This window comes from Roseivivax jejudonensis (assembly GCF_900172265.1).
GTDB classification, from domain to species: domain Bacteria; phylum Pseudomonadota; class Alphaproteobacteria; order Rhodobacterales; family Rhodobacteraceae; genus Roseivivax; species Roseivivax jejudonensis.
Genome location: NZ_FWFK01000002.1, coordinates 109,075 through 124,860, shown reverse-complemented (window position 1 = coordinate 124,860; position 15,786 = coordinate 109,075). Strand labels below are relative to the sequence as shown.

Sequence of the window (15,786 nt, the reverse complement as noted above, 5' to 3'; positions counted from 1 at the left end):
TCAAAATCCTGTCGGATCACGCATGCTATGTTAATGTCGGGTCAATAAGGAGCGCGACTCGGCCATGACGTAGGGTCGGGGATACGCGCCTGGCGCAGGCACGGGACAATCGACGGTGATTTCAGGGCAACCGCAATGACTTGGCGGATGACTTCTCCGCAGAACGAGGCCGATACCGCGGGCGGATCGCCACGCGGCTTCGACGATTTTGATCTGCGCCTGGGCGACGTCATGCGTGGCGAGCGTGCGACGATGGGCAAGTCGTTGCTCGACGTCCAGCGCGAGCTGCGGATCAAGGCCTCCTACATCGCCGCGATCGAGAACTGCGATCCGTCCGCCTTCGACACGCCGGGCTTTATCGCCGGCTACGTGCGCTCCTACGCCCGGTACCTCGGGATGGATCCGGACGAGACGTTCCAGGCGTTCTGTGCCGAAAGCGGGTTTTCGGTCGCCCACGGCATGTCGGCCGAGGCGTCGGTGGTCAAACGTCCCATGGAGCGTCCGGCCGAACCGGCGGCTAAGGCTGCCTCGCGCGATCCGTTCAAGCAGCCCGCGCTGCCCTTCGCGCCCGCCAATGATGGCCTCTTTGCGCGGATCGAGCCCGGGGCCATCGGCTCCATGCTCGTTCTTGTCGCGCTGATCGGCGGCATCGGCTACGGCGGCTGGACCGTCCTGCAGGAGATCCAGCGCGTGCAGGTCACGCCGGTCGACCAGACGCCGATCGTCCTGTCGGATCTCGATCCAGTCGCCGCCGCCCGCCCGGCCGCGCCCGAGGACGAGGCCGAGGCGGTCGAGAGCGCGGGGGTTTTCTCGCCGCCCTCGAACGAGGCGCTCGACCGACTTTACCGTCCGCAGGCGCTCGACGTTCCGGTCCTCGTCGCGCGCGACGCCCCGATCTCCACGCTCGATCCCGCCCGCGTCGGCGCCTTCGCCGGCCTCGGTCGTGACGACATGCCGAACGTGCAGACCGCCAACAATGCGACGTCGGCGATCGAGGCCACGCTGGCCGAGGTGCTCGGCGGCGAGGGCAGCAACACGCCGGTCACGGGCCCGCGAGAGGGCGTGACGCTCATCGCCGTCCGACCGTCCTGGGTGCGCGTGACCGATGCCGAAGGCGCGATGCTCTACGAAGGGATCCTCAACGCAGGCGACACCTGGGCGCCCGCGCCCGGCGCCGAGGCGCCGCAATTGCGCGCCGGCGAATCCGGCGCGATCTACATCGCCGTCGCGGGCCGGACCTACGGCCCGGTCGGCCCCCGCGGGGCCGTCACTTCCGGCGTCACCCTCGCCGAGGAAGCGGTGACCGAGCGCTTCGCGGTGGCTGCACCGGCGACCGATGACGATCTTGCCCGCGTCGTGGCGGAACTGAACCTCGATCGCCCCGCGCCGTCGCCGGTGACCACGCCGCGCGCGCTCGCCGCCGCCGCACCGGCACAGCCCGAGCCCGCGCTCCCCGGGCCGAAAGTGCTCGAGGACGGCGCGCCCGGCGTCACCGTGCTGGCCACCGCCGAAACCTGGGTGCGCGTGCGCGACGCCGCCGGGGCCACCATCTTCGAAAGCATGATGCAGCCCGGCGACACCTACAACGTGCCCGCGACCGAGCAGGCGCCCACGATCCGCACCGGCAATGCCGGCGCGGTGTACTTCGCGGTCAACGGCCGCACGTTCGGGCCCTATGGCGGCGTCGGCCAGATCGAGGACAACCTCGCGCTGTCCGTGGCCGGCGTGACGCAGGAGATGTCGCCGGCCGATCCGAGCCAGAACGCGGTGCTGGGCAAGGTCGTGGCCGAGCTCAACCCGTCGCCCGACGCCCGCGCGCCCTCCGCCGACGGCGCCGGGTCGCAGGAGTGACGGTCGCGCCGGTTGAAGCGGTGCGCGCCAACGGCTAGCTAACGTGGCAGAACGGCGCCCGGTCCGGGCCCCGCGTTCGCGACGCTCGACGGAGGATCCATGAGCCTCAACCACGTCCGCCCCTGGCGCAACATCTATCGCCGCAGCGCACGACGCATCATGGTCGGCTCGGTGCCGGTCGGTGGCGACGCGCCGATTTCGGTGCAGACGATGACGAACACCGACACGACCGATGTCCGGGCCACGGTCGATCAGATCCAGCGCGCTGCGGAGGCCGGGGCCGACATCGTCCGCGTCTCTGTGCCCGACGAGGATTCCTCCCGCGCGCTCAAGGAGATCGTGCGCGAAAGCCCGGTCCCGATCGTCGCCGATATCCACTTCCACTACCGCCGCGGCATCGAGGCGGCCGAGGCCGGCGCCGCCTGCCTGCGCATCAATCCCGGCAACATCGGCTCCGAGGATCGCGTGCGCGAGGTCATCGCCGCGGCGCGCGACCACGGTTGCTCCATGCGGATCGGCGTCAACGCCGGCAGCCTCGAACGCCACCTTCTCGAGAAATACGGTGAGCCCTGTCCGGAGGCGATGGTGGAATCGGGGTTCGAACATATCCGGATCCTGCAGGACAACGATTTCCACGAGTTCAAGATCTCGGTGAAGGCCTCCGACGTCTTCCTTGCCGCCGCCGCCTACCAGGGCATCGCCGAGGCGACGGACGCGCCGATCCATCTCGGCATTACCGAGGCCGGTGGACTGACCTCGGGCACGATCAAGTCTGCGATCGGCCTCGGCAATCTTCTGTGGATGGGCATCGGCGACACGATCCGCGTCTCGCTCTCCGCCGATCCGGTCGAAGAGGTCAAGGTCGGCTACGAGATCCTCAAGTCGCTGGGCCTGCGCCATCGCGGCGTGAACATCATCTCCTGCCCGTCCTGCGCGCGGCAGGGCTTCGACGTCATCAAGACGGTCGAGATCCTCGAGGACCGGCTCGCCCACATCACCACGCCGATGTCGCTCTCGATCATCGGTTGCGTGGTGAACGGCCCGGGCGAGGCGCTGATGACCGATGTCGGATTCACCGGCGGCGGTGCCGGACGCGGCATGGTCTATCTCGCCGGCCAGAAATCGCACGCCATGTCGAACGACGAAATGATCGACCACATCGTCGAGCAGGTCGAAAAGAAGGCTGCCGAGATCGACTCCGCCGAAGCGGCCGCGACCGAAGCCGCCGAATGATCGACCGCCGGCGCGACGCGCCCCGGTCGCATCTTCATCTTGCCGGAAAACCCCGGGGGTCCGGGGGCAGCGCCCCCGGTCCCGTCGACGCCACGTGGGCGCCGCGGCCGTTCAGCGCGCGTTTACCCGCACGCTCTGATGCTGCAGGACCGCCGGGCCGTAGGTGGTCAGGAAGGCGACGTCGGTCGCGTCCCGGCCGACGCTGATCCGGGCGAGGTCCCACGGCACGGTCATGCCGCTCGGATCGATCAGGTGCCAGGCGCCGTCGAGCCAGACCTCGACCACCGCGTGGAAGTCGGGCGGCGTCACGTTGAGCCCGTACGCCGACACGAAGCGCGCAGGGATCGTGCCCGCCCGCAGAAGCGTGATCAGCATGTGCGCGAAGTCGCGGCAGACGCCCTGACGCGTGACGAAGGTCTCGAGCGCGGAGGTCTCCGGCGTCGACGCGCCCGGCACGTAGGTCAGGTTGGACGCCACGAAATCCCGCATTGCGGCGACCTTGGCGCCGCCGCTGAACGCGCCGAATTCCTGCGCCACGAAGCTCAGGAACTTGTCCGACGGGCAGTAGCGCGACGGAAAGAGGTACTTGACCACCTCGGACGGCAGGTCGGCCGGGGCCGACGCCGGCAGGCCGGCGATGTCGGGCGTCTTGCGCGCGATCTCGACCTCGGCGTGGTAGCGGCACACCAGCGTGCCCTCCGGCCGGCACCAGATCCGGGTGCCGACGCCATCCTGCGCCGGCCCTTCCCAGGTCTCGAGCGATCCGAAGTCGAGCGTTTCGACCGGAACGCTCTGGTCCGGCATCTGCGCCGCCCGCAACTGCAACAGGCAGTCGGTCGGCGCGGACAGCGCGTAGTCGAGGGCGATGTCGATCACGAGGGTCATGGAGGCTCCGGCGTCTGATGCGGCACGCCGCGCGCGGCCGCTCGGGCCCTACTCGCTCAGGTAGCGCTCCAGCGCAATGGCCGGCATGTGCCCGCGGATCAGCTTGTCGGCCATCGCGTAGGACGGCACCTGGTCAAGCGTCAGTCGCGCCATCAGCGCGGCATCCTCGGGATCCGACACGTCGATCAGCGTCGCCGCGACGCCGAGCCGTGCGGCAAGCGTATCGAGCTCGTCGCGCGCGGTGGCGCAGGCCGGGCAGTCCGGGCCGACGAACAGCGCGATTTCGGCCGGCTGGTCCGCGGCGCCGAGGGCCGGGCGGTCGCGCGCGAAGAGGCGCGCGGCCTCCGCCTCGATCCGGGCGAGGTCGGAGGCGATCTCGTCGGCGTACATCTCCTGCGCGATCGTGCGCGACATGCGCGCCGTCGGCCCGAGCGCCGGCGCGACGATCTCGGGCGAGGCCCGCAGGAGCTCGCGCATTTCTTCCGTCCACGCGGCGCGTTCCGTCAGCGCGCGCGGCACGCCCTCGGCCGCCGCGCCGACGCCCGGAAGCGCCGCGACGGCCAGCAGCAGGGTGCGAAAGGTCATCCGGCCTCGCGCGCGTCGGCGACGATCTGGCGCATCTGGTCGAGCGTCACGTAACCACGCACCAGCTCTTCGCCCATCACGAAGGTCGGCGTGCCGTTGATCTGCAGCTCTTGCGCCAGCGCGCGCACCGATTGCAGCTCCTCGGTCACCGCATCGCTCTCCATCTCGGCGAAGATCGCGTCGGCATCGAGACCGAGCGTGTTGGCGAGCCGTTCCAGCGCGGTCTCGTTCGGCTCGTTCGACATCGCCATCAGTGCATCGTGCACCGACTTGTAGGCGTCGTCGCCGGCCACGTTCTGCGTCGCGACGGCAAAACGCGACGACAGCAGAGACGCTTCGCCGAGGATCGGGAATTCCTTGAGAACCAGGCGGATGTTGCCGTCACTCTCGACCAGCTGCTCGACCTCTTCCTTGGCGCGGCGGCAGTAGCCGCAGCGGTAGTCCATGAACTCGACGACTGTGATGTCGCCGTCGGGATTGCCGCCCACCCAGGAATACCCGTCGTCGAAAATGGCCTCGGCGTTGGCGGCGATCAGCTCGGAATCGGCTTCGGCCTGTTCCGCCGCCTGCTGCGCCTCGAGCGCGTCGACCGCTTCGAGGATGACCTGCGGGTTCTCCATCAGGAACTCCCGGACCTCTGTGCGGAAGGCTTCGCGCTCGGAGTCGGTCATGTCGGTGATGTCGAACGCGACCGCCGGCGTGGCGGTGGCAAGCGCGAGCGCCGCGGCGGCGGTGCGGATCGGGGTCATGGATCACTCCTCTCGGGGGGTGGAAAACGGGTCCGGCCGCAGCGCGGCGTCGCGCGCGAGCATAGGCGGCGACGCCCCGAAAGCTCAACCCGAAGGCCGTCCGCGCGGGGCCGCGGTCGCCGCTTTGTGAAGCGGCGCGCCCTGCGGCCGGGCAACGCGCGAAAGCCCGCCGATGCCGCGAACGTGACGATGATCGCGCCGCCGGAGTCGTGCTAGGCTTTGTCGGTGACACAGCGCGGATCAAGGCGCGGCACGAGGCAGGAGCAGAGATTATGGGAAGCATGATGACGGTTGTCGCGCTGGTCGCGGCGCTGGCGACGGCAATGTGGGCGGCGGCACCGGCCACGGTCGTTCCCCACGTGGACACCGAGACGCAGCAGCAGACACCCTCCGAGGGGTGAAAGCCGGCGCGATCCGCTGTAGGATGCGCAAAACGGCACGAGGCTCGGGCAGGGCGATGAGACGAATACTGGCGGCGGCGGCGCTGATTTGCGCGGGCATCGGCATGTCCGGCGCGCAGGCGCAGGATCTGGGCGCGCTTGCGCGGATCGATCCGGAAAACAGCCACGTGCGCGACGGCCGGCTGGGGCAGGGCGCGGAGATCCGGCTGTCTCTCAGCCAGGGCGTGCCTTGGCGGCTCTTCACGCTCGACGACCCGCGCCGGCTGGTGATCGATTTCCGAGAGGTCGACTGGGGCGCCACCGACCCGGCATCGCTTCTGAGCGGTGAACAGGTGCAGTCGCTCCGGATCGGGGCTTTCCGTGCCGGCTGGTCGCGCCTCGTCGCTGATCTCGCGAGCCCGATGGAGGTGCGCGAGGCCGGGCTCGAAATCGCGCGCGACAGCGGCGCCGCGGTGCTCAGGATCGTGCTCTCGGAGACCGATGCCAAGACGTTCGCGGCCTCCGCGGGCGCGCCGCGCGATCGCCGCTTCGACCTGCCCGAGCCCGCGCGCGTGACGGCTTCCCCGCCCAAGGACGGGATGCTGCGGGTCATGCTCGATCCGGGCCACGGTGGAATCGACCCGGGGGCCGAGCATGGTGGCGCGACAGAGGCCGACCTGATGCTGCTCTTCGCGCGCGAATTGGAAGAAATCCTCATGCGTGCCGGGCAGTTCGAGGTCGAACTGACCCGCAAGGGTGACATCTTCATGTCGCTCGAGGCACGCGTCGCCGCCGCCCACCGCGCCGGGGCCGAGGTGTTCGTCTCGCTCCACGCCGACGCGATCGAGGAAGGCGTCGCGCGCGGCGCCAGCGTCTACACGCTGGCCGACGACGCCGAGGACAGCGCCAGCCGCGCGCTGGTCGAGCGGCACGAGCGTGGCGAGCTTCTGGCCGGGCTGGACCTGTCCGGTGCCGACGATCGCGTGGCCGATGTCCTGATGGATCTCGCCCGGCTCGACACCGGCCCGCGCAGTCGCGCCCTGGCCGAGGCACTGGTCGCGGGAATTGACGAAGGTGGAGGCGCCGTTCACAAGCGTCCGATGCGCGAGGCTGGCTTTTCGGTCCTGAAGGCCGCGGACATCCCGTCCGTTCTTCTTGAACTGGGGTTCCTGTCCACCGACGAGGAGCTTCGCAACATGCAGGATCCCGAATGGCGGCGCCGGATGGCAGAGGGCATACGCGACGGGCTCGCCGCCTGGGCGGAATCGGACGAGGCGCGGTCGGGTCTGCGGTTGCGCTGACGAGCGGCGGACCACCGCCCCCGCGCGTTGCGCGGACGAGAACGTGTTTTGACTGGCGGCGGTGAAGCGTTTATCGCGCCTTCACTTGTTTCGTGGGAGCCTGTGCCATGTTGCGCTTCGTGATGTCCTTTTTCGGCGCCATCTTCTCGATGGTCACGCTTGGCGTGGGCATGGTCGCGTTGTCGATCGGCGCGGTGTTCTGGATCTACGGCCAGGACCTGCCGAGCCACGAAAGCCTCGCGCAGTACACTCCGCCCACGATCTCGCGCATCTATTCGGTCGAGGGGAAGATCATCGACGAATTCGCGCAGGAACGCCGGCTGTTCACGCCGGCGCGCGAAATACCCGATCTCGTGAAACAGGCGTTCATCTCGGCCGAGGACAAGAACTTCTACCAGCACCAGGGATACGACGCGCGCGGCATCGTCGCCGCGGCTGTCGACGCGGTGCGCTCGCGCGGGCAGGATGTGCGCGGCGCTTCCACGATCACCCAGCAGGTGATGAAGAACTTCCTGCTTGGCGGCGACCGGCGCGCGGAACGCAAGATCAAGGAGATCATTCTCGCCACCCGGCTCGAGGAAACGCTGTCGAAGGACAAGATCCTCGAGCTCTACCTCAACGAGATCTTCCTGGGGCAGAACTCCTACGGCGTGACCGCCGCCGCCCAGACGTATTTCAACAAGACGTTGAGCCAGATCGAGGTGCATGAGGCCGCCTTCCTCGCGTCGCTGCCGAAGGCGCCGTCGAATTACCATCCGGTGCGGAACCACGACCGCGTCATGGCCCGCCGCGACTTCGTCCTGCGCGAGATGTTCGAGAACGGCTACATCACCGAAGCCGCCTATCAGACGGCGCTCGACGAGCCCTTGCGCACGGTGCAGGGCGGCGATTTCGAACCCTTCCAGGCGAGCCTGCCGCCGCGCGGCTATTTCACCGACGAGATCCGCCGCCAGCTGTCCGAGGATTTCGGAGAAGGCGAGTTCTTCTCAGGCGGCTTCTCCGTGCGCGCCACGCTCGATCCCGAGATGCAGACCGAGGCCGAGCGCGCGCTGCGCGAGGCGCTCGAGGATTACGACCGCTCGCGCGGGGTCTGGCGCGGCACCGGAGAGACGATCGCGGCCGACCGGCTGGGGACCGAGGCCGACTGGCGCGCGGCGCTGTCGGACACCAACGCGCCCCGCGACATCGATCTCGAGAACCCGTGGCATCCGGCCGTGGTGCTCGAGGTCGGGCAGAGCGACGCGCGCATCGGTATCGAGGGCGTCGAGGAGGATGCCGACGGCCACTGGATCCCGGCGGCCGATGTGACCTGGGCCCGCAAATGGAACCGGGAGACCGAGCGGCTTGAAAGCCGCGCGCAGGTGGCCGGCGATCTTCTGTCCGTCGGTGACGTCGTGATGGTGCGCAAGATGACGTCCGACAGCGACGGCAGCTTCATCCGCTGGACGCTGCGGCAGGTGCCCGTGGTCGAGGGAGCGTTCATGGCGATGGACGTGAACACCGGCCGCGTTCTGGCGATGCAGGGCGGTTTCTCCTACCAGCACTCCGTGTTCAACCGTGCCACGCAGGCCAAGCGGCAGCCGGGCTCGTCCTTCAAACCGTTCGTCTACGCCGCGGCGCTCGATTCCGGCTATTCGCCGGCGACGATCGTCGTGGACGCCCCGATCGAGATCAACACGCCACAGGGCGTCTGGCGGCCCAAGAACGCGTCGAACCAGTATTACGGGCCGACCCCGCTGCGCACCGGGATCGAGCGGTCGCGCAACCTGATGACGATCCGCCTCGCGCAGGAAATCGGCATGTCCACCGTCGCGCGCTACGCCGAACGCTTCGGCGTCTACGACGACATGGGCCTGCACCTCGCCAACGCGCTCGGATCCGAGGAATCGACCGTCTACAAGATGGTCGCTGCCTACGCGATGTTCGCTAACGGCGGAGAGCGCGTGGAACCGACGCTCGTGGATCGGATCCAGGACCGCTATGGCAACACCGTGTACCGTCACGACAAGCGCGACTGCGTCGATTGCGCCGATCGCAACGTCACCCCGGGCGCCGGGCCGCGGATCGTGTCGAACCGCGAGCGGATCATGGACCCGGTCACGGCTTATCAGCTGACCTCCATGATGCGCGGCGTGGTCGAGCGCGGCACCGCCGCCGGCGCCGTCGACCTGGGCGTGCCGACCGCGGGCAAGACGGGCACGACCAACGACGCAAAGGACGTCTGGTTCATCGGCTTCACCTCGAACATCGTGGCCGGCTGCTACATCGGCTATGACCAGCCGCGGACGCTTGGTCAGGGCGCGTACGGCGCGTCGATGTGTGGCCCGGTCTTCCAGTCCTTCATGCAGAAGGCCGTGGCGAAATACGGCGGCGGCGAGTTCCGCGTGCCGGAGGCCTGCCAGTTCATCAATATCGATCGCTTCTCCGGGGCCCGCCTCGGCGGCGGTGCATCGGGATCGAACGTCGTCTCGGAATGCTTCCGCGCAGGCGAGGAGCCGATCTTCGGCATCCAGATGGACGGCGGCTGGGCCATGGGCTCGGGCTTCGACATCATCCAGCCGGACGGCCGCACCAAGCAGGTCACGACCTCGACTGGACGCAAGGCGGTGGTCGGTCCGAAGGCGAGCTTCGGCACCATGTCCTCGGGCGGTCTCTACTGAGCCTCTCGCCAACCGCCGGGGCGCGCCGTCCGGCTGGGCGGCGCGGCTGCGACGGTTGTCCGACTTGAGGGCCGACGCGGCCTGCGCTATCACGCGCGCCAATCCTACGAACGAGCGGGAAACACCATGCGGGCCGAGGCCGAAAACACAGTCGCGCGGATCGAGAAGTCGCTGGACCTCCTGGGCCAGAGGCTCGACTGGGAAACCGCCGAGCACCGGCTGGAAGAGTTCAACGCCCGCGTCGAGGATCCGGACCTCTGGAACGATCCCGCGGCAGCGCAGAAACTCATGCGCGATCGTCAGATGCTGGTCGACCAAATGGAAACCTATCGATCGATCAAGCAGGACCTCGCGGACCAGAAAGAGCTGATCGAAATGGGCGAGGCCGAGGGCGACGAGGAGATCGTCTCCGAGGCGGAGGGTGCGCTGAAGTCGCTGGCCGAGACGGCCGCGACCAAGGAACTCGAGGCGCTGCTCGACGGCGAGGCCGACGGCAACGACACCTTCCTCGAGATCAATGCCGGGGCCGGCGGCACCGAGGCCTGCGACTGGGCGCAGATGCTGCAGCGGATGTATGTCCGCTGGGCCGAGTCCAAGGGATACGATGTCGAGCTGCAATCGGAGGAACCGGGATCGGAGGCAGGCATCAAGTCCTGCGCCTACAAGATCTCGGGGCCGAACGCCTATGGCTGGCTCAAGACGGAGTCAGGCGTCCACCGGCTCGTCCGGATCTCGCCCTTTGGCAAGGGCACTCGCGAGACGTCGTTCGCGAGCGTCTGGGTCTACCCGGTGGTCGACGACAACATCGAGATCGAGGTGAACCCGGCCGATATCCGCGTCGATACCTTCCGATCGTCCGGCGCCGGCGGGCAGCACGTGAACACCACCGACTCGGCCGTACGGATCACCCACCACCCGACCGGGATCGTGGTCACGAGCTCCGAGAAATCGCAGCACCAGAACCGCGACATCGCGATGAAGGCCCTGAAATCAAGGCTCTACCAGATGGAGCTGGACCGGCGGCACGCAGAGATCAATGCCCAGCACGAGGCCAAGGGCGAAGCGGGATGGGGCAACCAGATCCGCTCCTACGTGCTCCAGCCGTACCAGATGGTGAAGGATCTCCGCACCAGCGTGGAGACGTCCGACACCTCGGGGGTTCTCGACGGCGCGCTCGATCCGTTCATGGCCGCGACGCTCGCGCTCAAGGTTTCGGGCAAGGCGCGCGCGGACGCGCGCGAGGACTGACGGCGCCAGCCGTCGGTCAGAGGCGGCCGCGCAGCCGGTCGGGCAGGGCGTCCGACATCACGATGCCGCCCGTTCGCGCGGTCGCGAAGATCTCGTGCCGTGCGCTTCCGAGGAACTCGTAGACGATCTGCAGCCGGCTCGGATCGGAGTGCGGCGGACCGAGTGCCTCTCCGAACCACAGGTCAGGGTCGTCGGTGAACCGGCGCAGGCGCATGTAGGTCACGTCGTTTCCGTCGCGCCGCGACGTGATCGCAAACGCGCCGCCGCTCTCGTGGAGGACCAGGCCACGGAATTCGCGGTCGCGCGACGCGCGCACGGCATCGGTTCGGGGCGTGAAGCCGCGAACGAAGACGTGCCCGTCTCGGCGATAGATCAGCACGAGGCCGCTGCGATACCGGTCCTCGAGCGCGGCGTCCCGGTGGGTGGAGCGATAGAATCCGCTCGGCATATCCGCCTCCGACAGCCCCGGGGCGGCGGCGGAGAAAAAGCCCGAAAGCTCCGAATGGCAGAATGGCACCGCCGATGAGGAAATCACATCGGCCACCGGCTCGAGCAGGATCCGGGCATCGACCCGGAAATGACGGCAGATCCGCCACAGCACGTCCGGCCGGGGAAAGCTCTCTCCGGCGCGGTAGCGATTGAATTGCGTCCGGTTGATCCCGAGCTCGCGGCAGAGTGCGGATATGGACGGCGCGCTGCGAGAGAGCACCCTGAGGTTCTCGCCGAGCCTGTGCCGCAACTCTGCCGGTGTCGGATCGGGAAGGGTCTCCATTCGGTGCGCTTGCCTCGCTGAACTCGGGTTCGTGCCGCCGCCATCGGGGGATGACGAACCGGCACACCGCGCCGGCCATGACGATGGTAGCGTCAGGACGAAGCGCAATTGCAAGCAGGTCGACATGCGCGTCGCGATCGGCGCCAGCCAACCGCATGATCGCAGACACAAAATTAAAACGGGCGTTGAGTCACCAATTCCCGGTCTCGCCGCTCAGGGGAACAGTCGCGGCATGAAGTGAGTGCTTGATAGCGCTCACTCGAATCACGCTGAATTCACGCGGAAATTGGTGTATGGTTGATGCCGATTTACTTCTGCACGCTACGCGAGAGTGCAGCGACACCCGTACGCGCCACCTCGACGAGCCCGAGCGGACGCATCAGGTCGGCAAAGGCATCCACTTTCTCCGGCGTTCCGGTGATCTGGAACACGAAGCTTGTCAGCGTCGAGTCCACCGCCTGCGCCCGGAAAATGTCTGCCAGCCGAAGCGCCTCCACCCGTTTGTCGCCGGTTCCCTCGACCTTCAGCAGCGCCAGTTCCCGTTCGACCGAGCGGCCCTCGACGGTCAGGTCGTGCACGTCGTGCACGGGCACCATCCGGCCGAGCTGCGCCTTGATCTGCTCGATCACCTGCGGCGTGCCGGTGGTGACGATGGTGATGCGCGAGCGGTGCCCCTCGTGATCGACCTCGGCCACCGTCAGGCTTTCGATGTTGTAGCCGCGCCCCGAGAAGAGCCCGATCACCCGGGCCAGGACGCCCGCCTCGTTGTCGACCAGCACGGCCAGCGTGTGCGTCTCGATCTCTTCCGAGAAGCTGGGCCGGAGGTTGTAGGCCGAGTGCTTGGTCGAGCCCTTCTTGATATTGAGTGCGGTCATGTCCCTATCCTCGTGCTCGGGCGGCTTGCCGGCCCGGTTCGGGCCGGCGCCCGGTGTCGTTCCAGTGCGCGATCCGGGGACGTCCCCCGGGGTCGCGCGGCGCCGTTACACCAGCACCGCGCCGCCTTCCTTGATCGCGTCCTGCGTCGACGCTTCGCCCAGCAGCATCTTGTTGTGCGGCTCGCCCGAGGGGATCATCGGGAAGCAGTTCTCGTGCTTCTCGACGAGGCAGTCGAAGATCACCGGCCCGTCATAGGCCAGCATCTCCTCAATGGCGTCATCCAGGTCGGCGGGATCGGAGCATTGGATGCCCTTCGCCCCGAATGCCTCGGCGAGTTTCACGAAGTCGGGCAGCGCCTCGGACCACGAATGCGAATAGCGTTCGCCGTGCAGCAGCTCCTGCCACTGGCGCACCATGCCCAGCCGCTCGTTGTTCATGATGAACTGCTTGACCGGCAGGCGGTACTGCACCGCGGTGCCCATCTCCTGCATGTTCATCAGCCACGACGCCTCGCCCGCGACGTTGATGACCAGCGCGTCGGGATGCGCGATCTGCACGCCGATCGACGCCGGGAAGCCGTAGCCCATCGTGCCGAGCCCACCCGAGGTCATCCAGCGGTTCGGATCCTCGAAGCCGAGATACTGCGCCGCCCACATCTGGTGCTGGCCGACCTCGGTGCAGATGTAGCGATCGCGTCCCTTCGTCAGCGCCTCCAGCCGGGCCAGCGCGTGTTGCGGCTTGATCGTCTTGGGCGACGGCTTGAACGACAGGCAGTCGGTCTTTTTCCAATCCTCGATCTGGGCCCACCAGCGCTGGATCGCGTCGCGGTTCACCTTGCGCCCGCGCGCCTTCCAGACCTTCAGCACGTCCTCGAGAACGTGGGCGACATCGCCGATGATCGGAAACTCGGTCTGCACGACCTTGTTGATCGAAGACGGATCCACATCGATATGCGCCTTGCGCGAGCGCGGGCTGAACGCATCGAGCCGGCCCGTGATCCGGTCGTCGAAGCGCGCGCCGACGTTGATCATCAGATCGCAGCCATGCATCGCGAGGTTGGCCTCGTAGAGACCGTGCATGCCGAGCATGCCGAGCCAGTTGCGCCCGGATGCGGGATAGGCGCCGAGCCCCATCAATGTCGACGTGATCGGGATCCCCGTCGCCTCGACCAGTTCGCGCAGCAACTGGCTCGCCGCCGGGCCGGAATTGATGACGCCGCCACCGGTGTAGAAGACCGGCCGCTCGGCGGTCTCGATCGCCTCGACCAACCCGGTGATCATGTCCATGTCGCCCTTGACCTTCGGCTGGTAGCGGTCGGTCTTGGCGCGGGCCTTGGGCTGGTACTCGGCGCTGGCGAATTGCACGTCCTTAGGAATGTCGACGAGCACCGGGCCCGGCCGGCCGTTCGTGGCGACGTGGAACGCCTCGTGGATCGTCGCCGACAGCGAATGCGTGTCCTTCACCAGCCAGTTATGCTTGGTGCAGGGGCGGGTGATGCCGACGGTGTCCGCCTCCTGGAAGCCGTCCGAGCCGATCATGAAGGTCGGAACCTGGCCCGTCAGGACGATCAGCGGGATCGAGTCCATCAGCGCGTCGGTGATGCCCGTCACCGCGTTCGTGGCCCCCGGGCCGCTCGTCACCAGCACGACGCCGGGCTTGCCGGTCGCGCGGGCATAGCCCTCGGCCGCGTGCACCGCGCCCTGTTCATGCCGAACGAGAATGTGGCGGATGTCGTTCTGCTGGAAAATCTCGTCGTAGATCGGAAGCACGGCGCCGCCGGGGTAGCCGAACACCACCTCCACGCCCTGATCCCTCAGGGCCTGCACCACCATCTTCGCTCCGGTCATCGCCTTGGTCATGTCTCCAGCTCCAAAATCAGGCGTGTCTCGCGCACAAAAAAGCCCCCGACGGTCGATCCGGGGGCGCATGGGAAACCGTTATGGCGTCCGTTACCGGCCCATGCGCCTCAATCCTACGATAAGTACGACTAGATCCGTCATTTCGGCGGTCCCGTGTTCGCGTTGCGTCATTGGCATTTACGCCGCGCGGCCCGCGGCGTCAACCAGTGTCGGCCGAGAAAAGTGACGCCAGAGACGCGTATTTCTTTCCATTTGTTGCGTGCGACTGCATCGGCCGGAACGATTTTGCAAATTGAGAGCCGTTGTGGCCCGACCGTGCGACAAACACACGCAAAGGTGAGCCTCCCGCGCTGGCGCGCGGCGCCCCGGCGGCACAGGTGCCGCGTGACACCGACAGGAGAGACGCCGATGCCGACCCGCCGCCATGTCCTGACACTTGCAGCCGCCGGCGTTGCCGCGCCCGCAATCCTGCGCGCGCAATCGGACGGGGTGCCGGCTGCGGATCGCGCCGCCGAGCTCGACCAACTGCACGCCCTCATCGTGCGTCGCGACGGAGAGGAAGTGCTGGCCGAACGATATGGCGGGCGAGGGCTCGACGCGGTGGCGAACGTCAAGTCGGTGTCAAAGACGCTGCTCGCGCTGCTGACCGGCGTGGCGATCGACCGCGGCGTTCTCGAGGGCGTGAACCAGCCGGTGGTGCCGCTCCTCGAACGCGGCGCCTTCGGCGACGCGCGTGACGACATCACCGTCGGGGATCTCCTGTCGATGCGCGCCGGGCTCGAGAGCGTCTCCGGCGGCAGTTACGGTGAATGGGTGTCGTCGGGCGACTGGGTGGGCTTCGCGCTGGAGCGCGACCTCGTGGCCGATCCGGGGGGCCGCTTCATCTACTCCACCGGAGGCTGGCACCTGCTGGGCGTGGCGCTGTCGAACGCGGCCGACCGTTCGCTACTGTCGCTCGCGCGCGACTGGCTCGGCGCGCCGCTCGGCGTGGATTTCGCGCCGTGGGTCGCCGACCCACAGGGCAATTACCTCGGCGGCAACGACATGGGCATCAGCCCGCGCGGGCTGTCGCGGATCGGGCAGATGGTCCTCGACGGGGGCCGGTGGAACGACACGCAGGTCGTGGCCGAGAGCTGGATCGCGCGCAGCTGGGAGCCCAACGCACGATCGCCGTTCTCTGGAGACAGCTACGGATACGGCTGGTTTCTGACGCAGTTGTCCGGCACGCCGGTCCGCTACGGTCGCGGCTATGGCGGGCAGGTGCTCGCCGTCGCGCCGGAGGCTGCCACGGTGATCGCCATCACTTCGGATCCGACACAGCCCGCCCGCTCGGGCGGCTATTTCGGCGACCTCAAGGGCCTGATGGAGACGGTTCTGGCCTGAACCG

General features: G+C 67.9%; 13 protein-coding genes. 7 read left to right on the top strand and 6 right to left on the bottom strand.

Annotated features, from left to right (window positions below; translation table 11 throughout):
* Nucleotides 1–147 precede the first annotated feature (147 nt).
* Both ROJ8625_RS05630 and ispG read left to right on the top strand, forming a co-directional pair.
* Nucleotides 148–1,851, top strand: coding sequence for a helix-turn-helix domain-containing protein (locus ROJ8625_RS05630; RefSeq protein WP_143535056.1), 1,704 nt, complete (start codon nt 148–150; stop codon nt 1,849–1,851).
* Nucleotides 1,852–1,950: 99 nt separating this feature from the next.
* Complete coding sequence (gene ispG, locus ROJ8625_RS05625) at nt 1,951–3,084, top strand: flavodoxin-dependent (E)-4-hydroxy-3-methylbut-2-enyl-diphosphate synthase (RefSeq protein WP_085790906.1); 1,134 nt, start codon at nt 1,951–1,953, stop codon at nt 3,082–3,084.
* A gap of 111 nt (nt 3,085–3,195) precedes the next feature.
* Here the strand turns inward: ispG and ROJ8625_RS05620 are convergent, their stop codons facing one another.
* Genes ROJ8625_RS05620 through ROJ8625_RS05610 form a run of 3 tightly spaced genes read right to left on the bottom strand, consistent with a single transcriptional unit; the run spans nt 3,196 to nt 5,303 of the window.
* On the bottom strand, nt 3,196–3,969 hold the full coding sequence (locus tag ROJ8625_RS05620; protein ID WP_085790905.1) for a transglutaminase-like domain-containing protein: 774 nt from the start codon (nt 3,967–3,969) through the stop codon (nt 3,196–3,198).
* A gap of 48 nt (nt 3,970–4,017) precedes the next feature.
* The gene (locus tag ROJ8625_RS05615) at nt 4,018–4,554 is read right to left on the bottom strand and encodes a glutaredoxin family protein (protein ID WP_085790904.1); all 537 of its coding nucleotides are present in this window, start codon (nt 4,552–4,554) and stop codon (nt 4,018–4,020) included.
* On the bottom strand, nt 4,551–5,303 hold the full coding sequence (locus ROJ8625_RS05610; RefSeq protein WP_085790903.1) for a DsbA family protein: 753 nt from the start codon (nt 5,301–5,303) through the stop codon (nt 4,551–4,553). The genes ROJ8625_RS05615 and ROJ8625_RS05610 overlap by 4 nt, the downstream gene beginning before the upstream one ends.
* A gap of 272 nt (nt 5,304–5,575) precedes the next feature.
* Here ROJ8625_RS05610 and ROJ8625_RS21445 point away from each other — a divergent pair, with 272 nt between their 5' ends.
* The 4 genes from ROJ8625_RS21445 (at nt 5,576) to prfB (ending at nt 10,892) form a co-directional block, all read left to right on the top strand.
* Complete coding sequence (locus ROJ8625_RS21445) at nt 5,576–5,704, top strand: hypothetical protein (protein ID WP_268794684.1); 129 nt, start codon at nt 5,576–5,578, stop codon at nt 5,702–5,704.
* 56 nt (nt 5,705–5,760) lie between these two features.
* Nucleotides 5,761–6,984 (top strand): N-acetylmuramoyl-L-alanine amidase, encoded by a 1,224-nt coding sequence (locus ROJ8625_RS05605; RefSeq protein WP_085790902.1) that lies wholly within the window; start codon nt 5,761–5,763, stop codon nt 6,982–6,984.
* A gap of 107 nt (nt 6,985–7,091) precedes the next feature.
* Nucleotides 7,092–9,644 carry a penicillin-binding protein 1A gene (locus ROJ8625_RS05600; protein ID WP_085790901.1) on the top strand — a complete coding sequence of 851 codons (2,553 nt, stop codon included), beginning with the start codon at nt 7,092–7,094 and terminating at the stop codon, nt 9,642–9,644.
* Nucleotides 9,645–9,770: 126 nt separating this feature from the next.
* Nucleotides 9,771–10,892 carry a peptide chain release factor 2 gene (prfB, locus tag ROJ8625_RS05595; protein WP_085790900.1) on the top strand — a complete coding sequence of 374 codons (1,122 nt, stop codon included), beginning with the start codon at nt 9,771–9,773 and terminating at the stop codon, nt 10,890–10,892.
* A 16-nt stretch (nt 10,893–10,908) separates the two neighbouring features.
* Here prfB and ROJ8625_RS05590 read toward each other — a convergent pair whose 3' ends face one another.
* The 3 genes from ROJ8625_RS05590 to ROJ8625_RS05580 all read right to left on the bottom strand — a co-directional run bounded on the left by ROJ8625_RS05590 (nt 10,909) and on the right by ROJ8625_RS05580 (nt 14,399).
* A complete protein-coding gene (locus tag ROJ8625_RS05590) occupies nt 10,909–11,664 on the bottom strand; it encodes a helix-turn-helix domain-containing protein (protein WP_085790899.1) in 756 nt (251 codons plus the stop codon).
* 308 nt (nt 11,665–11,972) lie between these two features.
* The gene (ilvN, locus tag ROJ8625_RS05585; protein WP_085790898.1) at nt 11,973–12,539 is read right to left on the bottom strand and encodes an acetolactate synthase small subunit; all 567 of its coding nucleotides are present in this window, start codon (nt 12,537–12,539) and stop codon (nt 11,973–11,975) included.
* Between the two features lie 105 nt (nt 12,540–12,644).
* A complete protein-coding gene (locus ROJ8625_RS05580) occupies nt 12,645–14,399 on the bottom strand; it encodes an acetolactate synthase 3 large subunit (RefSeq protein WP_085790897.1) in 1,755 nt (584 codons plus the stop codon).
* Nucleotides 14,400–14,807: 408 nt separating this feature from the next.
* On the opposite strand from ROJ8625_RS05580, the gene ROJ8625_RS05575 reads away from it, so the two are divergent.
* A complete protein-coding gene (locus ROJ8625_RS05575; RefSeq protein WP_085790896.1) occupies nt 14,808–15,782 on the top strand; it encodes a serine hydrolase domain-containing protein in 975 nt (324 codons plus the stop codon).
* Nucleotides 15,783–15,786 lie beyond the last annotated feature (4 nt).

Coding starts and splice junctions, on each gene's coding strand:
- ROJ8625_RS05605 (WP_085790902.1), top strand. CDS start 5,761: ATGAGACGAATACTGGCGGCGGCGGCGCTGATTTGCGCGGGCATCGGC.
- ROJ8625_RS05610 (WP_085790903.1), bottom strand. CDS start 5,303: ATGACCCCGATCCGCACCGCCGCCGCGGCGCTCGCGCTTGCCACCGCC.
- ROJ8625_RS21445 (WP_268794684.1), top strand. CDS start 5,576: ATGGGAAGCATGATGACGGTTGTCGCGCTGGTCGCGGCGCTGGCGACG.
- ROJ8625_RS05615 (WP_085790904.1), bottom strand. CDS start 4,554: ATGACCTTTCGCACCCTGCTGCTGGCCGTCGCGGCGCTTCCGGGCGTC.
- ROJ8625_RS05575 (WP_085790896.1), top strand. CDS start 14,808: ATGCCGACCCGCCGCCATGTCCTGACACTTGCAGCCGCCGGCGTTGCC.
- ROJ8625_RS05580 (WP_085790897.1), bottom strand. CDS start 14,399: ATGACCAAGGCGATGACCGGAGCGAAGATGGTGGTGCAGGCCCTGAGG.
- ispG (WP_085790906.1), top strand. CDS start 1,951: ATGAGCCTCAACCACGTCCGCCCCTGGCGCAACATCTATCGCCGCAGC.
- ROJ8625_RS05630 (WP_143535056.1), top strand. CDS start 148: ATGACTTCTCCGCAGAACGAGGCCGATACCGCGGGCGGATCGCCACGC.
- prfB (WP_085790900.1), top strand. CDS start 9,771: ATGCGGGCCGAGGCCGAAAACACAGTCGCGCGGATCGAGAAGTCGCTG.
- ROJ8625_RS05590 (WP_085790899.1), bottom strand. CDS start 11,664: ATGGAGACCCTTCCCGATCCGACACCGGCAGAGTTGCGGCACAGGCTC.
- ROJ8625_RS05600 (WP_085790901.1), top strand. CDS start 7,092: ATGTTGCGCTTCGTGATGTCCTTTTTCGGCGCCATCTTCTCGATGGTC.
- ROJ8625_RS05620 (WP_085790905.1), bottom strand. CDS start 3,969: ATGACCCTCGTGATCGACATCGCCCTCGACTACGCGCTGTCCGCGCCG.
- ilvN (WP_085790898.1), bottom strand. CDS start 12,539: ATGACCGCACTCAATATCAAGAAGGGCTCGACCAAGCACTCGGCCTAC.